The organism is Pseudomonas sp. SJZ103 (assembly GCF_007828335.1).
GTDB lineage: Bacteria > Pseudomonadota > Gammaproteobacteria > Pseudomonadales > Pseudomonadaceae > Aquipseudomonas.
This window is the reverse complement of sequence record NZ_VIUN01000006.1, coordinates 13474-39586: the sequence shown is the minus strand read 5'-3', so window position 1 is coordinate 39586 and position 26113 is coordinate 13474. Positions and strand designations below refer to the sequence as shown.

Below are 26113 nucleotides of genomic sequence, written 5' to 3'. Positions count from 1 at the left end.
TTCTGGTGGGGCACGGCGGTATTGCCCACCCCACCTAACGGAGTGTTTATGGCAGTCAAGGTCCTGGTGGTGGACGATTCGGGTTTCTTCCGCCGCCGCGTCTCGGAAATTCTTTCCGCCGATCCAAGTATCCAGGTGGTCGGCACGGCCACCAACGGCAAAGAGGCGATTGATCAAGCCATTGCGTTGAAGCCGGACGTGATCACCATGGACTACGAGATGCCGATGATGGATGGCATCACGGCAGTTCGGCATATCATGCAACGCTGCCCGACCCCGGTATTGATGTTCTCCTCGCTGACCCACGAAGGCGCCCGAGTGACCCTCGACGCGTTGGATGCGGGTGCGGTGGACTTCCTGCCGAAGAATTTCGAAGACATCTCGCGTAATCCCGAGAAGGTCAAGCAACTGCTGTGCGAGAAAGTCCACAGTATTTCCCGCAGCAACCGCCGCAGCCTGTTCAGCGCGCCAGCCCCTGCGCCGGCACCGGTGGCTGCGCCGGCTGCGCCGACCAGTTCCTCATTCAGTCGCCCGGCGTCTGCGCCGGTTGCACGGCCTGCCGTGCCGCCGGTGCGCACGTCGGCACCGGCGGCTGCCCAGTCGCCTGCGCCCAAGCGCAAGGCTTATAAACTGGTCGCCATCGGCACCTCCACCGGCGGCCCGGTAGCCTTGCAGCGCGTGTTGACCCAATTGCCGGCCAACTTCCCGGCGCCGATCGTATTGATCCAGCATATGCCCGCTGCGTTTACCAAGGCCTTCGCCGAGCGCCTGGACAAGCTGTGCCGCATCAGCGTCAAGGAAGCCGAGGATGGCGACATCCTGCGTCCTGGCCTGGCGTTGCTGGCCCCAGGCGGCAAGCAGATGATGGTCGATGCCCGTGGCGCGATCAAAATCCTGCCGGGCGATGAGCGCCTCAACTACAAGCCGTGCGTGGACATCACCTTCGGTTCGGCTGCAAAGTCCTACGGCGACAAAGTTCTGGCGGTGGTGCTCACCGGTATGGGCGCCGATGGCCGTGAAGGCGCGCGCCTGCTCAAGCAGGGCGGCAGTGCGATCTGGGCCCAGGACGAAGCCAGCTGCGTGATCTATGGCATGCCCATGGCCATCGTCAAGGCTGACCTGGCCGACGCCGTCTACAGCCTGGACGACATCGGCAAGCATCTGGTGGAGGCCTGCCTCTGATGGATGTATTGAGCCTGATCGGCATCATCCTGGCGTTTGTCGCCATTATTGGCGGCAACTACCTCGAAGGCGGTCACCTTGGCGCCCTGGCCAATGGCCCGGCGGCGCTGATCGTGATTGGCGGCACGGTGGGCGCCGCGTTGCTGCAGTCACCGATGAGTTCGTTCAAGCGTGCAATGCAAATCCTCATCTGGATCATTTTTCCGCCGCGTGTCGACTTGGCCGGTGGCATCGACCGTGTGGTCAACTGGAGCCTCACCGCGCGCAAGGAAGGCCTGCTGGGCCTTGAGGGCGTGGCCGATGCCGAACCCGACAGCTACTCGCGCAAAGGCCTGCAATTGCTGGTGGACGGCGCCGAGCCGGAAGCGATCCGCAGCATTCTCGAAGTGGATTTCTACACCCAGGAAAGCCGCGACATCAACGCCGCCAAAGTATTTGAAAGCATGGGCGGCTACGCGCCGACCATCGGCATCATCGGTGCGGTGATGGGCCTGATCCATGTGATGGGCAACCTGGCCGATCCGTCGCAACTGGGCAGCGGCATTGCCGTGGCGTTCGTCGCGACGATCTACGGGGTGGCCAGTGCCAACCTGGTGCTGTTGCCGGTGGCCAGCAAGCTCAAGTCGATCGCCATGCGCCAGTCCCGTTACCGCGAGATGCTGCTTGAAGGCATCCTGTCGATTGCCGAGGGCGAGAACCCGCGCTCCATCGAATTGAAGCTCCAGGGCTTCATGGATTGATGGGGAGTATTGCCAATGAGCCGTCGCCGTCGCGAGCCTGAAGAACACGTCAACCATGAACGGTGGCTGGTGTCCTACGCGGACTTCATCACCTTGCTGTTCGCCTTTTTCGTGGTGATGTATTCCATCTCGTCGATCAACGAAGGCAAGTACAAGGTCATTTCCCAGGCGCTGATCGGTGTGTTCAATGACGCCGACCGCTCGCTCAAGCCGATCCCCATTGGCGAAGAGCGGCCCAAGACCGTGACCCCGGCCAAGCCGCTGGTCAACGACAGCGACGAAACCGCTGCCGGCGTGGGCGGCACCAGTGATCCGCTGAAAAGCATCGCCGACGACATCAGTGCCGCGTTTGGCGACCTGATCAGTTCCAACCAGATGACCGTGCGCGGCAATGAGTTGTGGGTGGAGATCGAACTCAATTCCAGCCTGCTGTTCGCCAGTGCCGATGCGTTGCCCAGCGACCAGGCGTTTACCATCATCGACAAGGTCGCGGCGATCCTCAAACCGTTTGAAAACCCGATCCACGTTGAAGGCTTTACCGACAATGTGCCGATCAGTAACGCTCAGTACCCGACCAACTGGGAGCTGTCATCGGCCCGTGCCGCGAGCATCGTACGCATGCTCGCGATGCAGGGCGTGAACCCTGGGCGCCTGGCCTCGGTGGGGTATGGCGAGTTCCAGCCGGTGGCCAATAACGCCACGCTCGAAGGCCGCGCACGCAACCGTCGGGTGGTCTTGGTGGTGTCCCGAAACCTGGAGGTGCGCCGTAGCCTGACCGGTACCGGTACCGCCAATGCAACACCGGATGCGGCCTTGAAGCGCGCTGGCACACAAACTGCACCGGCCCCTGCAAAGCCGCCGGTTCAGCAGAATGCCGTCAATTCTCCGTCGCCGGCTCAATAACCTTATGCAATGTCTCGGTCGCGCGTGTGCCCACCGGGAGGAACCATCCGAATGAGAGTCTGGGCAGTTGCCAATCAAAAAGGTGGAGTCGGCAAGACCACCACCTCCATCGCTTTAGCCGGCTTGCTGGCCGAGGCGGGCAAGCGTGTGGTCGTGGTCGACCTCGACCCCCACGGCTCGATGACCAGCTATTTCGGCTACGACCCGGATGCGCTGGAGCACAGCAACTACGACCTGTTCCTGCACAAAGGCAACGTACCGGCCGACCTGCCCGGGCAATTGCTGTTGCCCACCAGTAACGAAAGCATTTCCCTGCTGCCGTCCAGTACCGCGCTGGCCACCCTGGAGCGCCAGTCGCCGGGGCAGAGCGGCCTCGGCCTGGTGATTGCCAAGACCCTGGCGCAACTGTGGCAGGACTTCGACTACGCCATCATCGACAGCCCGCCGTTGCTCGGCGTGCTGATGGTCAACGCCTTGGCGGCCAGCCAGCAACTGGTGATACCGGTGCAGACCGAGCACCTGGCGGTCAAAGGCCTGGAGCGTATGGTCAGCACCCTGGCGATGATCAACCGTTCGCGCAAACAGGCGTTGCCCTACAGCATCGTGCCCACACTGTTCGACCGCCGCACCCAGGCGTCCCTAGGCACCTTGCGCGTACTGCGCGACGCCTACCCGGAGACCATCTGGAATGGCTACATCCCGGTGGACACGCGCCTGCGTGACGCCAGCCGTGCCGGGCTCACGCCGTCGCAGTTCGACGGTAAAAGCCGTGGCGTGCTGGCTTACCGTGCATTGCTCAAGCACCTGCTGTCCCAGCAGCTTGTGGCGCAGGTGGCCTGATGATGAACCGTCCCGTCGAACTCAAGGTCAAGACCCGGCCGCAACTGGCACTGGAATCCTACCTGGATGCCTTGCTGCAGGACGCGACCGCGGAAGAATTGCCGGAACCGATCCTGGTGCTGGAGCCGGCGGTCGAAGTGCCGTCGTCGAGCAGCCTGGATGAGTTCCAGTTGGCTGTATTGGAAGAACAGGCCCGTGATGCACTCGTCGCGCCGGTGAGCGTGCCGGTTGTCGTCCCGGTGGTCACGCCCGTCGCGCCTGTGGTGGTCGAGCCGGTCGTGGAAGTGCACCTGCCGCCGAGCATCACGCCACCGCCGGTGAGCGGCGATGATCGCCCGGCCTGGGCTGCCGAGCCGTTTGAATGTTTGCTGTTTGACGTCGCCGGGTTGACCCTGGCGGTGCCGCTGGTGTGCCTGGGCTCGATCTATTCCCTGGAAGGCCAGGAACTGACGCCGTTGTTCGGGCAGCCGGAGTGGTTCCTGGGCATCCTGCCGAGCCAGGCCGGTAACCTTAAGGTGCTGGACACCGCGCGCTGGGTGATGCCCGACCGCTACCGCGATGACTTCCGCCAAGGCTTGCAATACGTGATCTCGGTGCAGGGCTACGAATGGGGGCTGGCGGTGCATCAAGTCAGCCGCTCGCTGCGCCTGGACCCGAATGAAATCAAATGGCGCAGCCACCGGGGCCAGCGGCCTTGGCTGGCAGGTACCGTGATCGAACACATGTGCGCATTGCTGGACGTTGCCGAACTGGCCGAGTTGATCGCCAGCGGTGCCGTTAAAGCGATGCCGGTGAACAAACGCAGTTGATTGGACAATAAGGGCCGCACGCGCGTGCGGCCAAAAGAAGTACACACGCCGCCTACATCGGCATTTGAAGGGGTCAGAGATATGAACAAGTCAGCGTCCGCACAAGGTTTGGATGATCCGATCCTGCAATGGGTTACCTTCAAACTGGACAACGAAACCTACGGTATTAACGTGATGCGCGTGCAGGAAGTGCTGCGCTACACCGAGATCGCTCCGGTTCCCGGTGCGCCAAGCTATGTGCTGGGCATCATCAACCTGCGCGGCAACGTGGTGACGGTGATCGACACCCGCCAGCGTTTTGGCCTGGACACGGTCGAAGTCAGCGACAACACGCGCATCGTCATCATCGAAGCCGACAAGCAAGTGGTCGGGATCATGGTCGACAGCGTCGCGGAAGTGGTCTACCTGCGCCAGTCGGAAGTGGAAACCGCGCCGAACGTGGGCAACGAGGAATCGGCCAAGTTCATCCAGGGCGTGTGCAACAAGAACAACGAACTGTTGATTCTGGTTGAGCTGGACAAAATGATGAGCGAAGAAGAATGGTCGGAACTGGAGAGCATCTGATTGTTCCTTGAGGTCGCGGTGATTGTCCTGGCCCTGTTGTGGGCCGGGACCTTGGGTTTTCTGCTGCGCTATATGAGCCAGCAGCGGGAATTGGCGATGCAGCAGGCCGAGCGCGATGCGGTGCGTGATCGACGGGTGCTGGAGCTGGTCAAGCGGGTTGATCACTTCCAGCAGAGTGCGGTGAGGGTCGGGGACGAGGTGCATGAACTGCGCGCCATTCTCGCGCCGTTGCCGGACAAGCTGGCGCAGATCGAGCAGCGTGATCCTTCCAGCCTGTCATTTGCCCAGGCGGCGAAGCTGGTGGGCATGGGCGCGACGGTGGATGAACTGACCCAGTCCTGTGGCTTGACCCAGGCTGAGGCCCAGTTGATGAGTAAATTACACAAAAGCTGATTGCGCCGTGTATACCGCGCAAAACCTCTCTATGCCCTGAGCTAGAGCCTTCAGGCTTGAAAGTCGAGGGTGTCGGCTGCGGCTGATTGTGTCGAATGTGTCACAGTGCCATGTTTGTCCATGGCACTTTTACGTCTTTGTGATGACCAACCTGCGCATGTAGGAAGTTTCATTCACAAGGATGCGAAATGTCTGTTGATCCCCCTCTCGAGCAAAACCCTCTGTTTTGCTGCCGTCTTGCGTCGCCACCTCCGCGCTTACCGCGCAATCAAACGCCGTGCTTCAAGATCGACCGCGTAGTGCTCAGTGGCAATCAGGCCGAAGATGTCCCATGAATCCTGTCGATGATCCGGTGCAAGGACGTTGCGTCCGTGCCAGCGGCATTAACCTGACGTTGGGCCATGGGCAATGCCAGGGACGTGCTGGCGCGTGAACGATCTACGCAAACCCTGAGGAAGAGCACGATGTTCAGGAAGAGCCTGCTGCTGAGTGTTTACGCGGTGTTATTGATTGGCTGCACGGGCAGGGGCTTTCAGCCTCCGCCAGGGGACTATACCCAATGGAAAAAAAGCGGTGTGTCGCAGCAGGGGGTCGACGATGCCATGCGTGCCTGCGGGTATACCAATCTTGATGGGGCGGGAGACACGTCGCCAATTGATGTGGTCCTGACGCGGTTCTACTGCATGAAAGATGCGGGCTTCACGCGCAGGGATAACCTGGACCTGTGCAAGGAAGGCCGTATCGGCGAATCACCTGTGTGCAAAGGTCGCCGCTGATCCAACACTAAAAGGAAGCAAGGCATGAACGATCTACGCAATGGACTGTACGGCGTCGCGCTGGCATTGGCGGTGGCAGGGCTGGGCGGTTGCGCCTCGTCGATGACGGTCACCGGCGAGCCGGGGGTGAAGATGGGCCAGAGTTACGCCCAGGTGCTCGCGGTGGTCAGCCGCAACAACGCTGTGACCAAGCAGGTCGATGGCCAAGGCTTCCGGGCTGAGGGTTACTCGCCGATGTTCAAGGACTGCCGGATCAAATACTTCATCTTCCAGGGCGCTGATGGCTTGCAGCAGGTGAAGTACGAACCGGCGCCAGAGCTGTCGGTCAACCAGAATTGCCGTCAACCGTAAGCGGCCCTTTATTCCTCTGCGAGTTGACTGCTGATGAGCCTTTTACGTGTGGTTCCCGTGGCGCTGCTGGTGCTGCTGACAGGCTGCGGCCAGGTGGCGAATATCCGTTCCCTGTCCACCGGCTACGTTGCACCGCAGACAGGCGAGACCGCCCGCGTGCGTTTGATCACCGATGGTCTGGTGCGCGCTGTGCCGGGGCGTGATTGCCTGGACTGGAACGTGCCGGGCGCTGGGGTGATGGCCTCGACGAAAGCGGGCTTCCCCGATCACAACGGTGAAAGCCTGGGCATGCCTGGTCCGATTTATTCGTGGGCGGCTGCGGTATCGTCGGAATTGGTGGTGCCGGCGAACAAGCCGATCGCCTTTCATTACCTGGGGCAATTGCAGTATTCCCGGCAATGCTCCGCCAGCATGGCCTTCGTGCCTCGGCCCGGGGTGGATTACATGGTGCAGGCGTCCATGTATGCCAATTGTTCGATCCAGTTGCATGAACTGCCGGCGGGCGCCAAGCAATGGGTCGCTGTGGAGCCTGCGTCCAAGGGCAAGCTGTCGATGTGCAGCGCGATGGATAACTTCTAATCAGTCGCGGGATTAATTTTCAATATTCATGGCTTTTTTTCGGTCGCCCAAGGTCCACATCCTTCAAGCACCTTTGAATCCAGGAGTAAGCCATCCATGACCACACCCAAGGCACTGTTGATCCTCCACGGCAAGCAAGCCCTCAACGAGGACGTGCGCAGCGCCGTGCTGGCCCGGCGCGAGCAGGGTTGGGAGCTGGCGGTGCGGGTGACCTGGGAGGGCGGTGATGCCCAGCGCCTGGTCAAGGAGGCCCTGGAGGGTGGTTACACCCACATCATTGCCGGTGGCGGTGACGGTACCTTGCGCGATGTGGCCGAGGCCATGGCCCAGGCCAAGGGCGACGCCAGCCTGGTGCTGATGCCCCTGGGGACCGCCAATGATTTCGCCAAGGCTGCCGGCGTGTCGTTGGAGCCCGCCCAGGCGCTGGCGTTGCTGGATGTGCCGCCCCGTGCGATCGACCTCGGCCAGGTCGGCGGGCAGATCTTCCTCAATATGGCCACCGGCGGCTTCGGCAGCCAGGTCACCGCCAATACCTCCGAAGACCTGAAGAAAGTCCTCGGTGGTGCCGCCTACCTGTTCACCGGCCTGACGCGCTTCAGCGAGTTGAAGGCCGCCTATGCCGAACTTGACGGGCCGGATTTCCACTGGAAAGGCGAGCTGCTCGCGCTGGGCATCGGTAACGGTCGCCAGGCGGGCGGTGGGCATGTGCTGTGCCCTGGCGCATTGGCCGACGATGGCTTGCTCGATGTCAGCATCCTGCCGGCGCCCCAGGAAGTGGTCGGCACCTTACGCGAGCTGATGGGCAACGGTTGGGAGCTGGACGCGATGTTCGTGCGGGCACGCCTGCCGTGGGTGAACATCAAGGTCGCGCAGGGTTTGTACATCAACCTTGATGGCGAGCCGCTGGAAGGTGACGACCTGCACTTCGAGGCCTTGCCCAAGGCCCTGCGCGTGCATCTGCCGGTGGGTTCGCCCCTAGTCGTCCAGGCTGATGATCTGCTCGCGCACGGCAAATAACACCAGGCCCGCCACGTCGAATATCTGCAGGCGCTTCATGATTTGCGAGCGGTGGGCTTCTACGGTCTTGATGCTCAGGCCCAGGCCGTGGGCGATCTCGCGGGTGGATTTGCCGCGCACGATCAGGCGCAGGATTTCCAATTGGCGGGCCGTGAGGTTATGGCTGTGGCCGGCGGGCGTGGCGGGCCCCTGGCTGCGCACCAGGGCCTGGTTGATCACGGTATGGGCGATCGCGGGGCTCAGGTAGCGCTCGTTATTGCGCAAGGCCAGCAGCGCGTGCTCCAACTCGTTGGCGGTGGTGTCCTTGAGCAGGTAGCCGTGGGCGCCCGCCTCCAGCGCGCACATGATCAGCTCCGGGTCGGTGTGCATCGACAGGATCAGCACCTTGCTCTTGGGGTGCACGCGCTTGAGTTGCTGCAGAGCGTCCAGGCCACTGGTGTGCTTCATCGACAGGTCCAACAGCACGATATCCGGCAGCAAGGCGTTGAACTGCTCCAACAACTGCGCGCCATCGCTGGCTTCGCCGATCACCGTGTAGCCGGGAATATCCTGGACCAGCGCACGTACGCCGGCCCTGATCAGTGCATGGTCATCCACCAGGAGTAATGTACAGCTCACTCGATAACCTTAGGGGCGCTGGCCCGTTCGAGGACGCGGGGCGCCCAGGGGAAAAGCGCTTCGATCCGTGTCCCGTTGCCTGGTTGGCTGCTGACGGATAATGAACCGCCAAGCTGATCAATGCGCTCGGACATGCCGGCCATGCCCCGTTGACCTTCCAGGCCGGGGTTGATGGCGGGCGAAAAGCCTTGGCCGTCATCGCAGATGGTCAGCGACAGGCCCTCGGGCAGGCGTTGCAGGCGCACCAGCAGATTGTGCGCCTGGGCGTGGCGCAGCATATTGGTCACGGCTTCCTGGGTAATACGAAAGGCCGCCACGGCCATTTCTTCAGGAATGCCGGTCAGCCGTTGCTGGCATTCAAGGCTCCAGTGCACGGGGGTGTTTTCCAGGGTCTTGAGCAGGTGCGCGCGCAGGCTGGCTTCCAGGCCCAGGCTGGCGAGCTGCCGGGGATTGAGGATGGCGGACACGTCGCGCACCTTGGCCAGGGTCTCATTCAAGGTGTTGCACAGGACAGTGCACTGGCTTTGCAGCTCATCCGGCAGGCGGCGCTTGAGCCATTCGCTTTGCAGCTTGGCGGCGGTCAGCAGTTGGCCGATATCGTCATGCAGTTCGCGGCTGAGGCGATGACGTTCGTTTTCCTGCACCTGCAACAGGCGATCGGCCAACTCCTGGGGCTGGAACTTGATGGATTTACGCGAGCGCCACTGTTGCAGGCCAACCACCACCAACGTGGCCAGGTTGAGCAGCAGCACCATCAGTGGCAGCGGCGCAGAGCGGCTGTAGGCCCACAGGCTCAGCAGTAGCGAGCCAAGGCACAGGGCGAGGATCAAACGGCGTGCGTGACTGCGGGACGCGGACCTTGCGATGAATGTCTTGAGGCTGGCATGCATAGCGGATGGAGCCAATAAGGTTCGCTGCGAAAAGACCGGTCGCGACTGACCGGGCTCTGTTTGGAATACGTTCTTGAATCGTTTTCAAGCAGGTTGAAGTTGAGTCACTTCAAGCGGGGGCATAGTACCACCACTCTTACCGTTGGTCGCCAGGTGCCTTGCCTGGCGGGCCTATTTAAACGCGCAAAAACTCGGGGAATGATAATCCCAGAGTTGATGAAGTGAGGTTGTATTATTTTAAAGGGGTTGGATCGTTAATGGCTCATTGATATTAGTGTGCGCCATTCTGTTTCAGCGGGTTAGTTGGAACCGTCGTTTTTAGATAACCCTGTGCTTGAATGCGACCTGATAACGCCTCAAGACAAATGATGCATACGTTGTTGCGGCTTGTAACTGAAACCCTTTTGCGGAATTTGTAAGGTGACCGTGTCAATCAACTTGGTCTGTTCTTCTTTATCCATGGTCAGTTGGCCAGTTTTTGCATCGATCAGTTCCAGCTGCCAGGCCAGCAACGTCAAGCAGTCATGCAGGGCCTCCAGGGCTTGATCATGTAACTGCAAAGGGTTTTCGGCGTTGGCGATCACGTCCTGGATATGCCGCGAGAACTCGCTGATCGCTTGCAGGGCCAGGCAATCGGCCTTTTCGGCAAGCTTGATCAGGCTGATTTTCATGCAGTCGATGGCGTCACTGTCGTTGCGGATCAAATGCAGGTGGCTCAGGCATTCTTCCGACTTGGTCAGCAGTTTTTCAGCCTCGCTCAGGAACTCAGGAAGTGCAATCTGCCACTCGTTACCGTCGTTCATCATGCAAGTCTCCACAACATAAGGTCGGGTGATGAGAAGTCGCACCGGGTGAATGGCGTAAAACTACCGCTGAAAGGTAACGGGGATATGTAGGTTGCTTCTGAGTTTTCAGTAGGACGTTTATTTGAATGGCGGCGACGGCTGTGCGTAGCCCCCATGAGTGGGCTCGATTGCACACCTTCAGTTGCCGCGACGTGAACGTCTGGAAGACCCATGGGGCGAGGGCTTGGGATGGCAAACAAAAGCCTGACTCCATTCATGCAATGAGAATGGCGTCACATTAATGGCTATTAGATATTGCGAATATCAGGTTGGGCCTGATTGTGCATAGGGGAATCCCTTACATGGCGGAACCTTGCGTCGATTTGAGTGTCGCGCAACGTTGCTGTACCGCCTATGAACAGGCCTCGGCAGTAAAGCATGATGTCAGTGTGACATCAATGAATTTACGTGGCATTTTACCGGGGTCAAGGTCCGACGCTTGCGGCCGATAACAAGCTAACTGCACAAACACTTCGCGCATTACTTTCCAGCGCACACCAGGAGCTCTTAATGGCCGGCATTCTCGACACGGTAGACCAACGCACGCAACTGGTGGGTGAGAATCGCCTGGAGATCCTCATGTTTCGCCTGGCCGGGCGCCAACTGTTCGCCATCAACGTGTTCAAGGTGCAGGAAGTCTTGCAGTTGCCCAAGCTGACCCTGATGCCCCAGCGTCACCCCTTCGTGTGCGGCGTGGTCAACCTGCGGGGCCAGACCCTGCCGGTGATCGACCTGTCCCAGGCCATCGGCATGCGCCCGCTGGTACCCGGGCCGAACAGCACCATCATCGTCACCGAATACAATCGCTCGGTGCAGGCGTTCCTGGTAGGCGGCGTGGACCGCATCGTCAACATGAACTGGGAAGCCATCCTGCCGCCGCCGACCAGCGCCGGGCGCCAGCATTACCTCACCGCCATCAGCAAGGTCGACGACCAGTTGGTGGAGATCATTGACGTGGAAAAAGTCCTCGCCGAGATCGTGCCGTACAACGCCAAGGTCTCCCGCGAAAAACTCGACGACCCGGTGCTGGAACGCGCCCGTGGCCGCGAAGTGCTGCTGGTGGACGACTCCAACGTGGCCCTGTCGCAATTGCGCGACACCCTCGGCCAACTGGGCGTGAAGATGCACATCGCCAGCGACGGCCTCAAGGCGCTGAACATGCTCAAGGCCTGGGCTGACGCCGGCCATGTCATGACCGACAAGCTGCTGATGATCTTCACCGACGCCGAAATGCCCGAAATGGACGGCTACCGCCTCACCACCGAAATCCGCAATGACCCGCGCCTGCGCAAGCTCTACGTGGTGCTGCATACCTCGCTGTCGGGCAGCTTCAACGACTCGATGGTGAAGAAGGTCGGGTGCGACAACTTCCTGTCCAAGTTCCAGCCGGACAAGCTGGTGGATGTGGTACGCCAGCGCCTGATGCTGGACGAAGCGTCCGCTTGACCTTAGGGTGACGGCTTTGCCCCTCAGGAATGCAGGCCCATGCTCCGTCTCAGCGCGTTGTACCGTTATCCCTTGAAGTCCGGCAGGGCCGAAATCCTGCAACAGATCGGCCTGGATAAACTCGGGTTGGACGGGGATCGACGCTGGATGCTGGTGGACGAGGCCAGTGGGCGTTTTCTCACCCAGCGCGCGGTGGCGAAGATGAGCCAACTGTCGGCGCTGTGGAACAGCAGCGGTGGCCTGACCCTCAGTTCGCCTGGCTACGCGCCGCTGGACGTAGCGCTGCCCGGCAACGAGGCCGAGTTGCGCGGCGTGACCATCTGGCGCGACACCTTGCGTGTGCCGGACGCCGGCGACGAAGCTGCTGCCTGGGTCAGCGACTTTATCGGCAAGCCCACGCGGCTGGTGCAGATCCCCCTGGAACGTGCCCGCACCACCCAAGCGGGTTACGGCCGCGATGATGACCAGGTAGCGTTTGCCGACGGTTATCCGTTGCTGGTGATCGGGCAAGCGTCCCTCGACGACCTCTCGCAGAAAGTCGGCCGTCCCATGGACATGCTGCGCTTTCGCCCCAACCTCGTGATCGAGGGCAGCGAAGCCTTCGCCGAAGACGGCTGGAAACGCTTGCGCATCGGTGATGTGGAGTTTCGCGCAGTCAAACCCTGCTCACGCTGCATTCTCACCACCATCGATCCGCACACCGGCGAGCGCAGCGCCGACCGTGAGCCTTTTGTGACGCTGGAGGCCTACCGCAAGACGGAGGACGGCGCGATTTTTGGCCAGAACCTGGTCAACGATGGCGTGGGCCGCCTGGAAGTGGGCATGCCGGTGATCATCCTCGAATAAGTCATGCGCCCATAAAAAATGCCCGTCTCGCAGGATACGGGCATTTTTTTTGCGGCGCAGCGGTCAGCCGCGGTATTCGCACAGGTAAGCGGTGTCCACCGCGACCTTCAGCTGGAACTTGCTGTTGGCCGGTACGTTGAACTGGCTGCCGGCGGCGAAGGTTTCCCAGGTGTTGGCGTCGGGCAGCTTGACGGTCAGGGCGCCGGACACCACGTGCATGATTTCACGCTGGGCGGTGCCGAATTCGTATTCACCCGGGGCCATTACGCCGATGGTCGCCGGACCTTCTGCGGTGCCGAAAGCGATCGACTTGACGGTGCCGTCGAAGTACTCGTTGACTTTGAACATGGGCGAATCCTCGGAAAAAGTTGCTGCTTTACGCTCACTCTGTAGGAGCGAGCTTGCTCGCGAAAAACCTGAGAGCGCCGCTGGGTGCCCGGTTTACAGCGTTATCGTCAACGACCTGCGCAAGCAAGCTCGCTTCTACAGTTGAGCAGCAAGGAAAAGGGCAGCCAGTATGCCCAAGGCTTCGGGCGCTGCCTAGACCGGCAAAATCAGCGGCAGCAGGCGCGCGGTGTTGCGGGCATCTTCCAGCGCTCGATGTTGCTGGCCCTGGAACTGCATCCCCGCCAACTGCAGGGCGCCATTGAGCCCCAGGGGCTTGTCCAGGCGCCGTGCCTTGGCGAAGCGTTGCTTGAGGTTGACATGGGGCGTGGGGGCCATGGCGCTGGTCAGGCCATGGCGTTGCCATTCGAGCTCCAACTGCACGCGGTCGTAGTCACCCCAACTGGCCCAGCCTTCGAGGCGCGCCTGATGCTGGCCCAGCCAGCGCTCAAACAGCGGCCATACCTCGGTGAAGGGCGCGGCGGTGTCGATATTTGCCTGGGTGATATGGGTCAGTTTGCGACAAAAGGGCGTCAGCAATGGACGGCGCAGCGGCCGCACAAAGCGCTGGAAGTGATCCAGTTCGCGGCCCTGGCGGTTCACCAGGCTCGCGCCGATCTCGATGACTTCCATCTCCGTCACGGGCCAGCCGCCTTCATCCGTTGTGGCTTCAAGGTCAATAATCAGCCAATGAGGCATCGCGCAGGTTCCCGTACTCGTCCTTTCCTGTTGGGGATAGAGCGTAGCCCGGCCTTGTAGTTCCGACTAGGTGGTTATTCGATCTCCAGCAGAACCTGGCGATTGCGTACCTGATCGCCTGCTGTGACCTGTACGGCCTTGACCACACCGTCCATATCGGCCTTGAGTGGATGCTCCATTTTCATGGCTTCGAGCACCAACAACAGTTGGCCTTTGCTCACGTGTTCACCGGCGCTGACGCGTACGTCGACGATGGCACCGTCCATCGGTGCCTTGACCGTGCCGCTGCCGGCGTCGGCCGGGGGGGCGACAACTTGCTGAGTGCGGTTGGTCACGGTCAGGCCGGGTAGCCACAACCGGGTGCCCTCAAGGTGATAGGCGATGCGGCGGCGAATGCCGTTGAGCACCAGAGTGGCATGACGCCCATCGGCACTGAGTGGCAGAGGGGGAGCGGTGAGGGTGTGGATTTCGCCGTCGACCTCCAGGCGAAAGGTACAGGGCACACTGGCGTTGTTGCGCCATCCCGCCAGGCCGTGGGGATGCTGGTCAGCGCTGTGTTGGTAAAACAGCGCGGCGGCCAGGGCGAGCTGATCGCTCGTGGCGGCCTGGCGCGGTATTTCGCTGAAGTGTTCGGCGATAAACCCGGTACTGAAATCGCCGCCGATAAAGTCTGGATGCTTGAGCAAATCAGCCAGCAACCGTTGGTTGGTCGCCACCCCCAGCAGCAAGGTGTCTTCCACCGCCCGCAGTAGTTTGCGCCGGGCCTCTTCGCGGGTGGCGCCATGGGCGATGAGCTTGCCGAGCATCGGGTCATAGAACGGGCCGATTTTTTCACCTTCGCGTAGCCCATGGTCAACCCGTACGCCCACGGCCGGCTCCCAGCGCAGCACCTCACCGGTTTGCGGCAGAAAGCCCAGGGCCGGGTCTTCGGCGTAGAGGCGCACTTCCATGGCGTGGCCGTTCAGGCTCACCTGCGCTTGCGTGAGCGGCAGCGGCTGGCCGGCGGCGATCTGCAGTTGCCAGGCCACCAGGTCGAGGCCGGTGATCAGCTCGGTCACCGGGTGCTCCACCTGCAGGCGGGTGTTCATTTCCAGGAAGTAGAACCGGCCGTTGCGGTCGAGCAGGAACTCCACGGTGCCGGCGCCGACGTAATTCACCGCGCGTGCGGCCTTGAGCGCGGCTTTGCCCATGGCCTGACGCAGTTCGGGCGTCATCACCGGGCAGGGCGCTTCCTCGATGACTTTTTGATGGCGGCGCTGGATCGAACAGTCGCGTTCGCCGAGGTAAATCAGGTTGCCGTGGCGGTCGCCGAACACTTGGATCTCGACGTGGCGTGGCTCGATCAGTGCCTGTTCGAGGATCAGTTCGTCGCTGCCAAATGCGTTCTTCGCTTCCGAGCGCGCGGTGTGCAGGTTGTCCAGCAGCGCCTCTGGCCGGTGGACCAGGCGCATGCCACGACCACCGCCGCCGGCGCTGGCCTTGATCATCAACGGGTAGCCGATGCGCTCGGCTTCAAGTTGCAGGCAGGTGTCGTCCTGGGCGCTGCCCTGGTAGCCGGCGATACAGGGCACGCCGGCCTCCAGCATGGCGAGTTTGGACAGGCGCTTGCTGCCCATCAGTTCGATGGCCTCGGTGCTGGGACCGATGAAGGTCAGGCCGGCGTCTTGGCACGCGCGGGCGAAATCGGGGTTTTCCGAGAGGAAGCCGTAGCCGGGGTGGATGGCGTCGGCGCCGGTTTTTTCCGCGGCCTCGAGGATGGCCGGGATGTTGAGGTAGGACTGTTGTACCGGCGCAGGGCCGATGCGCACGGCTTCGTCGGCCATCTGTACGTGCAGGGCCTGGGCGTCAGCATCGCTGTAGACGGCGACGGTGCGGTAGCCCAATGCCTGGGCCGTGCGTTGGATGCGGCAGGCGATTTCGCCGCGGTTGGCGATCAGGATTTTTGTGAACTGCGGCATTTTTTGCTCCGTGTGTATATCCGTTATTTAGGTAACGGCCACTTAGGGTTCCGCTCTTACAGCGGGTCACTTTTGGAAGGACCCAAAAGTAACCAAAAGGTCCTCGCCCCAACACTCGGCACCTCGCCTAGGCTCGGTGTGCCCTCACTCCGGCTTTGGAGCGTGGGCCGCCGCAATGGGCCATCCATGGCCCATTGCGGCTAACCCGGCGTCCTGCCGGGTTACCCACGCTCCAAAGCCTGCGTTCGGCCAGCGTGTTTGACGGGGCGATCCCAGATCAAAAACAAAGCGAGGCGGCCTTAAAGCCGACCTGATCTTTGAAGCGTACGCGGTGTGGCTTCTACTTCCTTAACCGCTGACGAAGTCAGCAATCTTTTGATCTGGCTCTGGCTCTGGCTTTTGATCTTGATCTCAGGCGCCCCGTTAACCACGCTGGCCGAGCGCAGGCTTGAATCCGTGGGTAACCCGGCAGGACGCCGGGTTAGCCGTCCTGGGCCAGGGATGGCCAATGACGGCGGCCCACGGATTCAAGCCTTCGTTCGGGCATACCGAGCCTAGGCGAGGTACCGAGTGGTGGGGCAAGAGCCCTTTGGTTACTTTGGGGCTTTTCCAAAGTGACCCGCCGTAAGGGCGGAACCAATAGCCGCCGTTACCGCAGCAACGGATATGCACTCACCCAAACCCCAAAAAGCGGTCGGCCCGAAGGCCGCCACGGAAACAAGCCCCCTCGCCACAGACCACTGAAAATTGTGTAGATACCCATGCTCAGCGGGCGTCACCTGCACCACCCAGGCTTTCTCTTCTGCACAAACGCCTGCGTCCCCTCAATCCCTTCTGCACTGGTCACCGCCTCGGCAAACCACTGCGCCGCTTGATCCAGCAGTGGCCCTAACGGTTGCTCCACACTCGCCAGCAGCAGCGCCTTGGTACGCGCGTTGGCACCTGGCGCGCAGCGCAGCACCTGCCCCAGCACCTCATCCAGACGCTCCGCCAACGCCTGCGGGTCGGTCTCGGTAAAGTGCACCAGCCCCAGCCGTTCAGCTTCCCGTCCATCGAACCGCGCCGCCGTCAGTGCCAGCCGCCGTGCCTGGGCCAGGCCGATACGCTTGACCACAAACGGCGCAATCTGCGCCGGCAGCAACCCCAGGCTGGTCTCCGGTAAACCGAACTGCGCCTGGTGGTCGGCAATCGCGATGTCGCTCACGCAGGCCAGGCCAAACCCACCGCCCAGCACCGCGCCTTGCAGCACCACGATGACCACTTGCGACACGGCTTCCACCTCTTGCAGCAACGTGCCGAAGGCCCGGTTCAACGCCTGCAATTGTTCGCCTGCGCTGACCAGATCCCTCACATCGGCACCGGCACAAAAGTGTCCGCCTGCGCCGCTGATCACCACCGCGCGCACCTGGTTGTCCAATCCCGCCAGCACCGCGCGCAGTTCGTTGACCATCTCCAGGCTCATGGCATTACGGCATTCGGGCCGGTTGAGGGTGATGTGCAACACGCCGTTATGGGGTTCGAGCAGCAGGGTATTCATGGCTTTTTCCCAGGCAAAGTGCCCATCAGTTTGCAGATGATGCCCAGCATGATTTCATCGGCGCCGCCGCCAATCGACACCAGGCGCACGTCGCGATAAGCGCGGGCCACCGGGTTGTCCCACATGAAGCCCATGCCGCCCCAGTATTGCAGGCAACTGTCGCTGACTTCACGGCCGAGGCGCCCGGCCTTGAGCTTGGCCATGGAGGCCAGGCGGGTCACGTCCTGGCCCTTGATGTACTGCTCGGTGGCCTGGTAGACCAGCGCCCGCAGGCATTCGATTTCGGTGGCCAGTTCGGCCAGGCGAAAGTGAATCACCTGGTTGTCGATCAGCGCCTTGCCGAAGGTCTGGCGCTCCTTGCAGTAATCAATAGTGCTGTCGATGCAGTATTCCAGGCCCTTGATCATATTGGCCGCGCCAAACAGGCGTTCTTCCTGGAACTGCAGCATCTGCATCATGAAGCCCGCGCCTTCGTGGCCGACGCGATTGCGCTGCGGCACGCGCACGTCGTCGAAGAACACCTGGGCGGTCTCGGAGCTGTGCATGCCGAGCTTTTCCAGGGGCGGGCTGACGCTGATACCGGGGGTGTTCATCGGCACCATGATTAGCGACTTGTTGATATGCGGCTTATCGTCGGAGGTGTTGGCCAACAGGCAGATAAAGTCAGCGCTGGGCGAGTTGGTGATCCACATTTTGCTGCCGTTGATGACGTAGTCGCCGCCGTCCTTGCGCGCATGGGTCTTGAGCCCGGCCACGTCGGAACCGGCGCCGGTTTCCGATACGCCGATGCAACCGACCTGCTCACCGCTGATGGCCGGGCGCAGGAATTCCTCGCGCAATTCATCGGAACTGAAGCGGGCGAGGGCGGGGGTGCACATGTCGGTCTGCACGCCGATGGACATGGGGATGCCACCGCAGCGGATGGTGCCGAACTCTTCGGCAGCGACGATCGAGTAGCTGTAGTCGAGGCCCATGCCGCCGAATTGTTCCGGTTTGGAAATGCCCAGCAAGCCGAGGTCACCGGCCTTGCGGAAGATTTCGTGGATGGGGAAGCGCCCGGCCTTTTCCCATTCGTCCACATGGGGGTTGATCTCGCGGTCGACGAAGGCGCGGACGGTGCGGCGCAGTTCCTGGTGTTCCTGGGTGAAGATCATTGTTCTTGTTCTCCTGTTAGAAACGCGCGACACCGAAGCTGTTGGACTGCAACTCGCGGACTTCGGCCTCGTGACAGATATCCAGCAGAAAGCCGAGCAAGGTACGGGTATCCCGTGGATCTATCAGCCCGTCATCCCACAGATTCGCGCTGCCATAGAGTGCAGTGGACTGGCTGTCGAGTTTCTGCGCGGTGACCTGCTCAAGCATGTCCAGCACCTTGGGATCGGGCACCAAACCGTCCTTCAGCTGTTTGGCCTCGGTGACGATCCGCAGCACCTTGCCCGCCTGCGCACCGCCCATCACCGCTGTGCGGCTGTTGGGCCAAGCGAAGATAAAGCGCGGGTCCAGGCCGCGACCGCACATCGCATAGTTGCCGGCGCCGTAGGAGCCACCGACCACCACGGTGAGTTTAGGTACCCGTGCGTTGGCCACGGCCTGGATCATCTTCGCGCCGTGCTTGATCACCCCTTGCTGCTCCGCTTCGGTACCCACCATGAAGCCGGTGGTGTTGTGCAGGAACAACAGCGGCGTGCGGCTCTGGTCGCACAGCTGGATAAACTGCGCCGCCTTGCTCGCGCCTTTGGGCGTGATCGGGCCGTTGTTGCCGATCACGCCGACCGCACGGCCTTGAATGTGCAGATGGCCGCAGACGGTATGGGCGTCGAACTCTCCCTTGAATTCGAGGAACTGCGAACCGTCGGCCAGGCGCGCGAGGATCTCGCGCACGTCGTAGGGTTTTTTGGCGTCATCGGGGATCAGCCCCAGCAGGTCGTCGATCGGGTACAGGGGCTCGGCGTAAGTGCGTTTTGGCGCCTGTGGCAGGCGATCGTTCCAGAGCAACAGGCTGACAATCTCGCGCACGATGCGCACGCCATCGGCATCGTTTTCCGCCAGGTATTCAGCGGTGCCGGCGATTTGCGCATGCATCTCGGCGCCGCCCAGTTCCTCATCGGTGGCGACTTCACCGGTCGCCGCCTTGAGCAGCGGCGGGCCGGCGAGGAACAGCTTGGCCTTGCCGCGCACCACCACCACGTAATCCGACAGCCCTGGCTGGTACGCACCCCCCGCCGTGGCCGAGCCGTGCACCACGGTGATCTGCGGCAAGCCCATGGCCGACATGCGCGCCTGGTTGGCAAAGCTGCGCGCGCCTTCGACGAAAATCTCCGCGGCGTAGTTGAGGTTGGCGCCGCCGCTTTCGGCGAGGGTCACCACCGGCAGTTTGTTTTCCATGGCGATCTGTTGCAGGCGCAGGGATTTTTTCAGGCCGGAGGGCGAAAGGGTGCCGCCTTTGATCGCGCTGTTATTGGCCACCACCAGCATGCGCACGCCGCTGACGTAGCCGATGCCGGCGATCAACCCACCACCGGCGGCGCTGCCGTCCTTGTCGTCGTGCAGCTTGTAGCCCGCCAGGCTCGCCAGTTCCAGGAACGGCGCGCCAGGGTCCAGCAGCAGGTTGAGGCGCTCGCGCGGCAGCAGTTGGCTGCGCTTGTCGAACTTGGGCCTGGCTTCCTCGGCCTTGGCGAGCAGGGTGTGTTCCAGTTGGCGCAGGTGCTGGATACCTTCGAGCATGGCCTGGCGGTTCTGCGCGAACTGCGGGCTGTGGGGATCGATCAGGCTGTCAATCAGCGGCATGGTTTATTGCTCCGCCTTGAGCACATCGGGCAGGTAGGCGCGGTGGAAGCCGTTGAACGGCTCACTCGGCGGTTGTGCCTTGTGCAGCGGCCAGGCGCGGCTGCCGAGGCTGGCGGCGCCGTCGATGCGCAAGGTGCTGCCGCTGATAAACGCCGCAGCAGGGCTGAGCAGAAACACGATGGCGGCGCTGACTTCCGACTCGGTGCCGATGCGCTTGAGCGGCACGTGTTCACGCAGGGTCGGAATCACTGCCTTGAACGCGCCTTCGTAGGTGTCCATGCCGCTGGACGCGATCCAGCCCGGTGCCACGGCGTTGACCCGCACCCCGGCGCACCCCCACTCGAAGGCGGCGGTCTTGGTGAAGTTGTCCATGCCCGCCCGCGCCGCGCCGGAGTGGCCCATGCCGGGCATGCCGCCCCACATGTCGGCGAGCATATTGACGATGGCCCCGCCGTGCTTGCTCATCGACTGGTTGAACACTTCCCGCGCCATCAGGAAACCGCCGACCAGGTTGGTGCGCAGCACGGTTTCAAAACCCTTTTGGTTGATCGAGGCCAGCGGCGATGGATACTGCCCACCGGCGTTATTCACCAGGCCATGGATTGGCCCATGCGCGTGAATGAGCTGGGTGACCAGCGCCTTCACCGCCTCTTCGTCACGAATGTCGCAGGCCTGCCAATCGGCGGTGCCGCCGTCCTCGGTAATTTCCGCCGCGACCTTGGCGAGTTTTTCCGGCTTGCGTCCAACCAGTACGACGCGGGCACCCAGGGCCGCCAGCTCATGGGCGGTGCAGCGGCCAATCCCGCTGCCACCGCCGGTGACGATCACGGTGTGGCCTTGGAACAGGTCGGCTTTGAAGATCGAGTCGAAGGCCACGGCAACGCTCCTTTAAATGAGTTGATCGGCGATGTGTTGCGGCACGGCGATGGGGATTTCCAGCAGTTGCTGGGCGAAGGCCTTGCCCTGGGGGTCGATGCGCAGGCTGGCGATGCCGCCACCGCCCAAGGCGTTTTCCAGCAGGAAATTGAGGCTGTGACTGCCGGGCAAATACCAGCGTTCGACGCGGCCGTGCACGGGGTCGAGCACGTGGCCCATCCAGTCGACGAGCACCTCCGGCGTCAGCGCTTCGGCAATCCACGGCAGGTACTCGGGGGCTCGGGCAATGACCCCGATATTGCTGTGGTTGCCCTTGTCGCCGGAGCGCGCCACGGCGAGTTTCACCAGCGCCACGCTGGCGTCGGCGCGGCCCAGGGGTTTGGGCGGATCCATCGCGGCGGCAGGCATGAGGGGGGCGTCGGCGACGGGCAGCGTGCAGACGTGGCGTTGGCCCTGGAAGTCGATCACCACCTCGCAGGCGGCCTTATCGATCCGGAACGAGAACAAGCGGATCAGCGGGTAGACCGTTGGCCGGCCACCGACAATCCCGGTCAACCCCGGCGCCATTCCGGTGGCGGCCTGGGCGATCTCGCGTGCGAACAGCACCAGCGCTTGCTTGCTCGGGTGTCGCACCGCCAGCTTGACCACCACCTCGCGGCAGTCGTGGCGCTGGGCGTGAGCGCCATACGTTGCTTCGCTGCCGAGCAGTTCGATATTCACTTCGGTGTAGGGTGCCCAGCCGCGCTGGCTGAACAGCTCCGAGGTCTTGTTGATGATCGCCTGGCTGACGCGCTCGGCCTTGGCCACCGCATCGATCCCGGCGATCAGGCAACTGGCGGTGCAGCGAAAGCCCTCCGGGTAGGTGGCGCTGACCTTGTATTGCGCGGTCGGCGGCAGGCCCTTGGCGCCGTGGAGGCGTACGCAATGTTTGCCTTGTTGCTGCAACTTCACCTGGCTGAAATCGCAAATCACATCGGGCAGTAAATAAGCGCGTGGGTCGCCGATTTCATACAGCAGCTGTTCGGCCACGCTCAGTTCGCTGATCAGTCCGCCGCTGCCCTCGACCTTGTTGACGGTGAATTGACCGTCGGCGCTGACTTCGACGATGGGAAAGCCGATGTGCTCGTAGTCCGGCACGTCGCGCCAATCGGTGAAGTTGCCACCGGTGCATTGGGCGCCGCATTCGATGATATGCCCGGCCAAGGCTGCCTGGGCGAGGCGGTCGTAGTCCTGCCACGACCATCCGAATTCATGCACCAGTGCCGCGCTGACCACTGCGCTGTCGACCACGCGGCCGGTGATGACGATGTCCGCGCCCAATTGCAGCGCCTGGGCGATGCCCGGTGCACCGAGGTAGGCATTGGCGGAGACGCACATGGGCGGCAGCGGCGCGCCGTTGAACATGTCGGTGATGCCGTGCAGGTGCTTGAGCTGGGGTTGCAGGTCGTCGCCCAGCAGCACGGCGATTTTCAGCGGGATCTGGGCTTTATCGCAGGCGGTTTGCAGGGCGGCGGCGCAGGCCTGGGGGTGGATGCCGCCGGCATTGCTGATCACGCGGATGCCCTGGTGCTGGATCTCGGCCAGCAGCGGCGTGAGCACCTCGACGAAATCCGTGGCGTATCCGGCTTGAGGATCTTTCATCCGGGCACCGGCGAGAATCGACATCGTGACTTCCGCCAGGTAGTCGAACACCAGGTAATCCAGCTTGCCGCCGTGCACCAACTGCGCGGCAGCGGTGCAGGTGTCACCCCAGAACGCGCTGGCGCAGCCGATACGAACCGTCTTGCTCATGAGAAATCTTTCCTCGAATGGCTGGCAACGAGACTACCAAGCAAGCGCTTGGTTTGTAAACTCTGGTCACAAGTTTTAGCCAAGCGCTTGCTTGGGTGACTGGCACGGCCTAAATTGCCGGCCAAGACGTCAGTAGAAGTAGAGGAGAGCAGCATGGATGAGCACAAAGCCCTGCGGGTGATGCGCACCATGGTCGACGGCGGCCAATTGACCGACCCCGACAGTGCCCGTGGCAAGTTGCTGCAAACCGCGGCTCACCTGTTTCGCAACAAGGGCTTTGAGCGCACCACCGTGCGCGACCTGGCCAGCGCCGTGGGCATCCAGTCCGGCAGCATCTTTCATCACTTCAAGAGCAAGGACGAGATCCTGCGTGCGGTGATGGAGGAAACCATCCACTACAACACGGCCTTGATGCGCGCCTCGCTCGAGGAGGCGACCAACGTGCGCGAACGCGTGCGGGCGCTGATTCGCTGCGAGTTGCAATCGATCATGGGCGGCAGCGGCGAGGCCATGGCGGTGCTGGTGTATGAGTGGCGCTCGTTGTCGGCCGACGCCCAGGCCCAGGTACTGGCGCTGCGCGATGTGTACGAAGACATTTGGCTGCAGGTGTTGGGCGAGGCCAAGGCGGCGGGCTACATCAAGGGCGATGTGTTTATTGCGCGACGCTTCCTCACCGGAGCCTTGTCCTGGACCACCACCTGGTTTCGTGCCGAGGGCAACCTGACCCTGGAGCAATTGGCCGAAGAAGCCTTGTTGATGGTTTTGAAGGCCGATTGAGGCGCAAGCTCTTAATTTGTCGATGGAAAGTTGTCTAGCCGAACAAAAACGCCTAGCTTATCGACATCGATGTATTGAACGGTGTGTGCCTTGATGTTTTCGCCATGGCGGTTGGCTGCAGGACTTACTTTATGGGCTCTCGGCACCGCAGCGTGGTTGCCGGCTTCGGCTGCGCAACTGGTGCGCATCGGCGCGGCGCATTTTCCACCCTACACCGTGCGTCCGGAGCAGGGCGCCGATACCGGTTTGTTGCCGCAACTGGTGGAGGTCCTGAACGCCTCGCAGATCGACTACCAGTTTGTGCTGGTGCCCACCTCCATCCCCAGGCGCTTCCGCGATTTCGAGCAGGGCCGGATTGACATGGCTATTTTCGAAAATCCCGACTGGGGCTGGCAGAAGATTCCCCACACCAGCGTCGATATGGGCCTTGAAGATGCGGAAATCTTCGTTGCCCAGCATGATCCAGGCCGTGACCAAAGCTATTTCGCCGACCTGACCGGCAAGCGCCTGGCGGTATTCAGCGGTTATCACTACGCCTTTGCCAACTTTAACCCCGACCCCAAGTACTTGGCTGAGCACTTCAACGCCACGTTGACCTACTCCCATGACAGCAACCTGCTGATGGTTGCGCGCGGGCGTGCGGACATCGCCTTGGTAACCCGTTCGTACTTGAGTGACTTCATGGTGCGCAATGCGGATATGGCCGGGCAGTTCCTGGTCTCGGAGCGCATCGACCAGGTCTATCACCACTACGCGTTGCTGCGGCCCAAGGCGCCGATCACGGGCGAGGCGTTTTCGGCGTTGCTCAAGCGACTGCGCGACAGCGGCGAGATGCTGAAGATTTTCGAGCCGTATCGCATCGATGTGATGGCGGTGCCCTGAGGTCAAACCCGCCGCGCAAATGTATCACTGTGGTTGCCCGACACCTTGCGGCAGTGCACCAGCGCATCGCGAATCATGAAGTTCACCAACGTCGGTGAAACCCCCAGTTCTTTGGCAATGTCCTTTTGCGGCACACCGTGCAGGCGGTACATCTCGAACGCGTAGCGGGTGCGCTGGGGCAACTCCGTCAGGGCGTCGGCGATGTTTTCCAGGGTGTTGAAATTGATGTGGGAGGTTTCCGGTGAAGCGCCGTGAATGACCACATTCAAGCCTTCCTCTTCCGTCCCGGAATATTTGAGTTCCAGGGCCTGCTTGCGATAGTGATCGATCGCCAGGTTGCGCACGATCTGGAACAGATAACTCAGTTGGGCCTTGAACGATGACGTGATCGTCGGCGCCGATTGCAGGCGGAAGTAGGCGTCCTGCACTACATCTTCAGCACGGGAGCGGCACCCGGTAATACGTGCCGCAATCTTCACCAGAATCAGTCGATTGTCGACAAATGCCTGGAGAAGCGGTGAGTCGCACCTGCCTGTGGATACTTGTTCCGTCATGGAAATCACCTTGTCGCAAAAGAGGTTAGGGGAGGGCGTCCTTGCTGAGGCCTCCTACACATCGGGCAACAAATTATGCTTAATGATAATGATTGTCAAATGAGAAGGCGAACTAATCTTATGCTTTCTTGTTTGGTGTGAACCACGTCTCGCACGTACCCGGCGACTAATTATTTGCCGGTGCCGTCCGTTCTTCTGGGTGACAGGTCCGTTAGCCAAGCGGCCAGGGATCAGCACCCGCAGGAGGACGAAATGGGTTTTTATCGTGCACACAGCGTGTTTCAGTTTGGAGTCGTCGCGGGATGACTACGCCGACTCGACTGCGCCTTTTCTGTCTGCCCTATTCGGGCGCCAGCGCCATGGTTTACGCACGTTGGCGCCGCACGTTGCCGGAGTGGTTGCAGGTGTGCCCGCTGGAATTGCCCGGCCGTGGCATGCGCATGGACGAGCCCCTGCAGCGCGATATCAAGGCCTTGGCGGCGCAGCTCGCGGATGAAATCAGCGGCGACTTGAGCGGCCCTTATGCGTTGTTCGGCCATAGTCTCGGCGGCCTGCTGGCCTTTGAATTGGCCCACGCGTTAAACGCACGAAATGTCCCTGCGCCGCTGGCGCTGTTCGCCTCCGGCACGGCCGGTCCGGCTCGGCGTGATGTCAGCGAATACGCCATCGAGAAGACCGACGCGCAACTGATCGTCCGCCTGCGCGAACTGCAAGGCACCGCTGAAGAAGCCCTGGCCAACCCCGAGTTGATGCAGTTGATGCTGCCGATCCTGCGCGCCGACTTCCTGCTGTGCGGCAGCTTCACCTACGGCGATCGCGAGCCGCTGGGCATGCCGATCCATGTGTTTGGCGGCACGCAGGACAGCGTGCGCGCCGACCAGTTGCTCGACTGGCAACTCGATGCCGCCAGTGGCTTTTCCCTGGACATGTTCGACGGCCACCACTTCTTCCTTATCCAACACGAAAGCGCCGTACTGCGCTGCGTGCGGCGCTACGCCGACGAACACCTGGCCCGCTGGCGCAACGGCGCGGCGCGGCAACTGGCCGCCGGCTGATCGCTCTCCCATTC

Annotated in this window: 28 protein-coding genes and 1 pseudogene; 16 read left to right on the top strand and 13 right to left on the bottom strand. The window is 61.8% G+C overall.

Annotated elements, in window-relative coordinates:
* Window positions 1–48: 48 nt before the first annotated feature.
* The 11 genes from FBY10_RS15090 to yegS all read left to right on the top strand — a co-directional run bounded on the left by FBY10_RS15090 (window position 49) and on the right by yegS (window position 8154).
* Complete coding sequence (locus FBY10_RS15090) at window positions 49–1182, top strand: chemotaxis response regulator protein-glutamate methylesterase (protein ID WP_145336967.1); 1134 nt, start codon at window positions 49–51, stop codon at window positions 1180–1182.
* The gene (locus FBY10_RS15085; protein ID WP_027603872.1) at window positions 1182–1922 is read left to right on the top strand and encodes a flagellar motor protein; all 741 of its coding nucleotides are present in this window, start codon (window positions 1182–1184) and stop codon (window positions 1920–1922) included. Before FBY10_RS15090 ends, FBY10_RS15085 begins: the two co-directional genes overlap by 1 nt.
* A gap of 15 nt (window positions 1923–1937) precedes the next feature.
* Window positions 1938–2825, top strand: coding sequence for a flagellar motor protein MotD (motD, locus tag FBY10_RS15080; RefSeq protein ID WP_145336966.1), 888 nt, complete (start codon window positions 1938–1940; stop codon window positions 2823–2825).
* Window positions 2826–2876: 51 nt separating this feature from the next.
* Window positions 2877–3665: a ParA family protein gene (locus tag FBY10_RS15075; protein WP_065924144.1), complete on the top strand. Its 789-nt coding sequence runs from the start codon at window positions 2877–2879 to the stop codon at window positions 3663–3665.
* Between the two features lie 2 nt (window positions 3666–3667).
* Window positions 3668–4474 (top strand): CheW domain-containing protein, encoded by an 807-nt coding sequence (locus FBY10_RS15070; RefSeq protein ID WP_145336965.1) that lies wholly within the window; start codon window positions 3668–3670, stop codon window positions 4472–4474.
* Window positions 4475–4555: 81 nt separating this feature from the next.
* A complete protein-coding gene (locus tag FBY10_RS15065) occupies window positions 4556–5038 on the top strand; it encodes a chemotaxis protein CheW (protein ID WP_005790025.1) in 483 nt (160 codons plus the stop codon).
* Window positions 5039–5431, top strand: coding sequence for a DUF2802 domain-containing protein (locus FBY10_RS15060; RefSeq protein WP_131698556.1), 393 nt, complete (start codon window positions 5039–5041; stop codon window positions 5429–5431).
* Between the two features lie 464 nt (window positions 5432–5895).
* The gene (locus FBY10_RS15055; RefSeq protein ID WP_145336964.1) at window positions 5896–6207 is read left to right on the top strand and encodes a hypothetical protein; all 312 of its coding nucleotides are present in this window, start codon (window positions 5896–5898) and stop codon (window positions 6205–6207) included.
* Between the two features lie 24 nt (window positions 6208–6231).
* Window positions 6232–6558: a hypothetical protein gene (locus FBY10_RS15050; protein WP_065940546.1), complete on the top strand. Its 327-nt coding sequence runs from the start codon at window positions 6232–6234 to the stop codon at window positions 6556–6558.
* A 33-nt stretch (window positions 6559–6591) separates the two neighbouring features.
* On the top strand, window positions 6592–7137 hold the full coding sequence (locus FBY10_RS15045; protein WP_131698554.1) for a hypothetical protein: 546 nt from the start codon (window positions 6592–6594) through the stop codon (window positions 7135–7137).
* A gap of 96 nt (window positions 7138–7233) precedes the next feature.
* A complete protein-coding gene (gene yegS / locus FBY10_RS15040; protein WP_131698553.1) occupies window positions 7234–8154 on the top strand; it encodes a lipid kinase YegS in 921 nt (306 codons plus the stop codon).
* Here yegS and FBY10_RS15035 read toward each other — a convergent pair.
* The 3 genes from FBY10_RS15035 to FBY10_RS15025 form a co-directional block, all read right to left on the bottom strand.
* Window positions 8113–8772: a response regulator transcription factor gene (locus FBY10_RS15035; RefSeq protein WP_131698552.1), complete on the bottom strand. Its 660-nt coding sequence runs from the start codon at window positions 8770–8772 to the stop codon at window positions 8113–8115. The two genes, yegS and FBY10_RS15035, sit on opposite strands and share 42 nt — an antisense overlap.
* Window positions 8769–9662: a sensor histidine kinase gene (locus tag FBY10_RS15030; RefSeq protein WP_131698734.1), complete on the bottom strand. Its 894-nt coding sequence runs from the start codon at window positions 9660–9662 to the stop codon at window positions 8769–8771. The genes FBY10_RS15035 and FBY10_RS15030 overlap by 4 nt, the downstream gene beginning before the upstream one ends.
* A gap of 356 nt (window positions 9663–10018) precedes the next feature.
* Entirely contained in the window at window positions 10019–10468 is a 450-nt protein-coding gene (locus FBY10_RS15025; RefSeq protein WP_178116755.1) for a hypothetical protein, read from the bottom strand.
* 549 nt (window positions 10469–11017) lie between these two features.
* Between FBY10_RS15025 and FBY10_RS15020 the strand changes: the two genes are divergently transcribed.
* The gene (locus FBY10_RS15020; protein WP_027603884.1) at window positions 11018–11953 is read left to right on the top strand and encodes a chemotaxis protein CheV; all 936 of its coding nucleotides are present in this window, start codon (window positions 11018–11020) and stop codon (window positions 11951–11953) included.
* Between the two features lie 39 nt (window positions 11954–11992).
* Window positions 11993–12799 carry an MOSC domain-containing protein gene (locus tag FBY10_RS15015; protein WP_145336963.1) on the top strand — a complete coding sequence of 269 codons (807 nt, stop codon included), beginning with the start codon at window positions 11993–11995 and terminating at the stop codon, window positions 12797–12799.
* Window positions 12800–12862: 63 nt separating this feature from the next.
* Here the strand turns inward: FBY10_RS15015 and FBY10_RS15010 are convergent, their stop codons facing one another.
* From FBY10_RS15010 to FBY10_RS14970, 9 genes and pseudogenes are all read right to left on the bottom strand, one after another.
* Window positions 12863–13147: a pyrimidine/purine nucleoside phosphorylase gene (locus FBY10_RS15010; RefSeq protein WP_131698550.1), complete on the bottom strand. Its 285-nt coding sequence runs from the start codon at window positions 13145–13147 to the stop codon at window positions 12863–12865.
* A gap of 40 nt (window positions 13148–13187) precedes the next feature.
* Window positions 13188–13274 (bottom strand): annotated as a pseudogene (locus tag FBY10_RS32015) (outer membrane lipoprotein carrier protein LolA); the annotation flags it as partial.
* A 65-nt stretch (window positions 13275–13339) separates the two neighbouring features.
* A complete protein-coding gene (locus tag FBY10_RS15005; RefSeq protein ID WP_053133333.1) occupies window positions 13340–13882 on the bottom strand; it encodes an exonuclease domain-containing protein in 543 nt (180 codons plus the stop codon).
* A 74-nt stretch (window positions 13883–13956) separates the two neighbouring features.
* The gene (locus FBY10_RS15000; protein WP_145336962.1) at window positions 13957–15840 is read right to left on the bottom strand and encodes an acetyl/propionyl/methylcrotonyl-CoA carboxylase subunit alpha; all 1884 of its coding nucleotides are present in this window, start codon (window positions 15838–15840) and stop codon (window positions 13957–13959) included.
* 775 nt (window positions 15841–16615) lie between these two features.
* Window positions 16616–17377 carry an enoyl-CoA hydratase/isomerase family protein gene (locus FBY10_RS14990; RefSeq protein ID WP_131698547.1) on the bottom strand — a complete coding sequence of 254 codons (762 nt, stop codon included), beginning with the start codon at window positions 17375–17377 and terminating at the stop codon, window positions 16616–16618.
* Window positions 17374–18531: a citronellyl-CoA dehydrogenase gene (gene atuD, locus FBY10_RS14985; RefSeq protein ID WP_145336960.1), complete on the bottom strand. Its 1158-nt coding sequence runs from the start codon at window positions 18529–18531 to the stop codon at window positions 17374–17376. The genes FBY10_RS14990 and atuD overlap by 4 nt, the downstream gene beginning before the upstream one ends.
* 16 nt (window positions 18532–18547) lie before the next feature.
* Window positions 18548–20164, bottom strand: a complete 1617-nt coding sequence (locus FBY10_RS14980) for an acyl-CoA carboxylase subunit beta (RefSeq protein WP_145336959.1) — start codon at window positions 20162–20164, stop codon at window positions 18548–18550.
* A 3-nt stretch (window positions 20165–20167) separates the two neighbouring features.
* Window positions 20168–21040 carry an SDR family oxidoreductase gene (locus FBY10_RS14975; RefSeq protein ID WP_145336958.1) on the bottom strand — a complete coding sequence of 291 codons (873 nt, stop codon included), beginning with the start codon at window positions 21038–21040 and terminating at the stop codon, window positions 20168–20170.
* Window positions 21041–21052: 12 nt separating this feature from the next.
* Window positions 21053–22831 (bottom strand): acyclic terpene utilization AtuA family protein, encoded by a 1779-nt coding sequence (locus FBY10_RS14970; protein ID WP_145336957.1) that lies wholly within the window; start codon window positions 22829–22831, stop codon window positions 21053–21055.
* A gap of 153 nt (window positions 22832–22984) precedes the next feature.
* On the opposite strand from FBY10_RS14970, the gene FBY10_RS14965 reads away from it, so the two are divergent.
* Both FBY10_RS14965 and FBY10_RS14960 read left to right on the top strand, forming a co-directional pair.
* Entirely contained in the window at window positions 22985–23608 is a 624-nt protein-coding gene (locus FBY10_RS14965; RefSeq protein WP_145336956.1) for a TetR/AcrR family transcriptional regulator, read from the top strand.
* 93 nt (window positions 23609–23701) lie between these two features.
* On the top strand, window positions 23702–24490 hold the full coding sequence (locus FBY10_RS14960; protein ID WP_145336955.1) for an ABC transporter substrate-binding protein: 789 nt from the start codon (window positions 23702–23704) through the stop codon (window positions 24488–24490).
* Window positions 24491–24492: 2 nt separating this feature from the next.
* Here the strand turns inward: FBY10_RS14960 and FBY10_RS14955 are convergent, their stop codons facing one another.
* On the bottom strand, window positions 24493–25044 hold the full coding sequence (locus FBY10_RS14955) for an RNA polymerase factor sigma-70 (protein ID WP_027603895.1): 552 nt from the start codon (window positions 25042–25044) through the stop codon (window positions 24493–24495).
* A gap of 302 nt (window positions 25045–25346) precedes the next feature.
* On the opposite strand from FBY10_RS14955, the gene FBY10_RS14950 reads away from it, so the two are divergent.
* Window positions 25347–26099 (top strand): thioesterase II family protein, encoded by a 753-nt coding sequence (locus FBY10_RS14950; RefSeq protein WP_145336954.1) that lies wholly within the window; start codon window positions 25347–25349, stop codon window positions 26097–26099.
* Window positions 26100–26113: the final 14 nt, after the last annotated feature.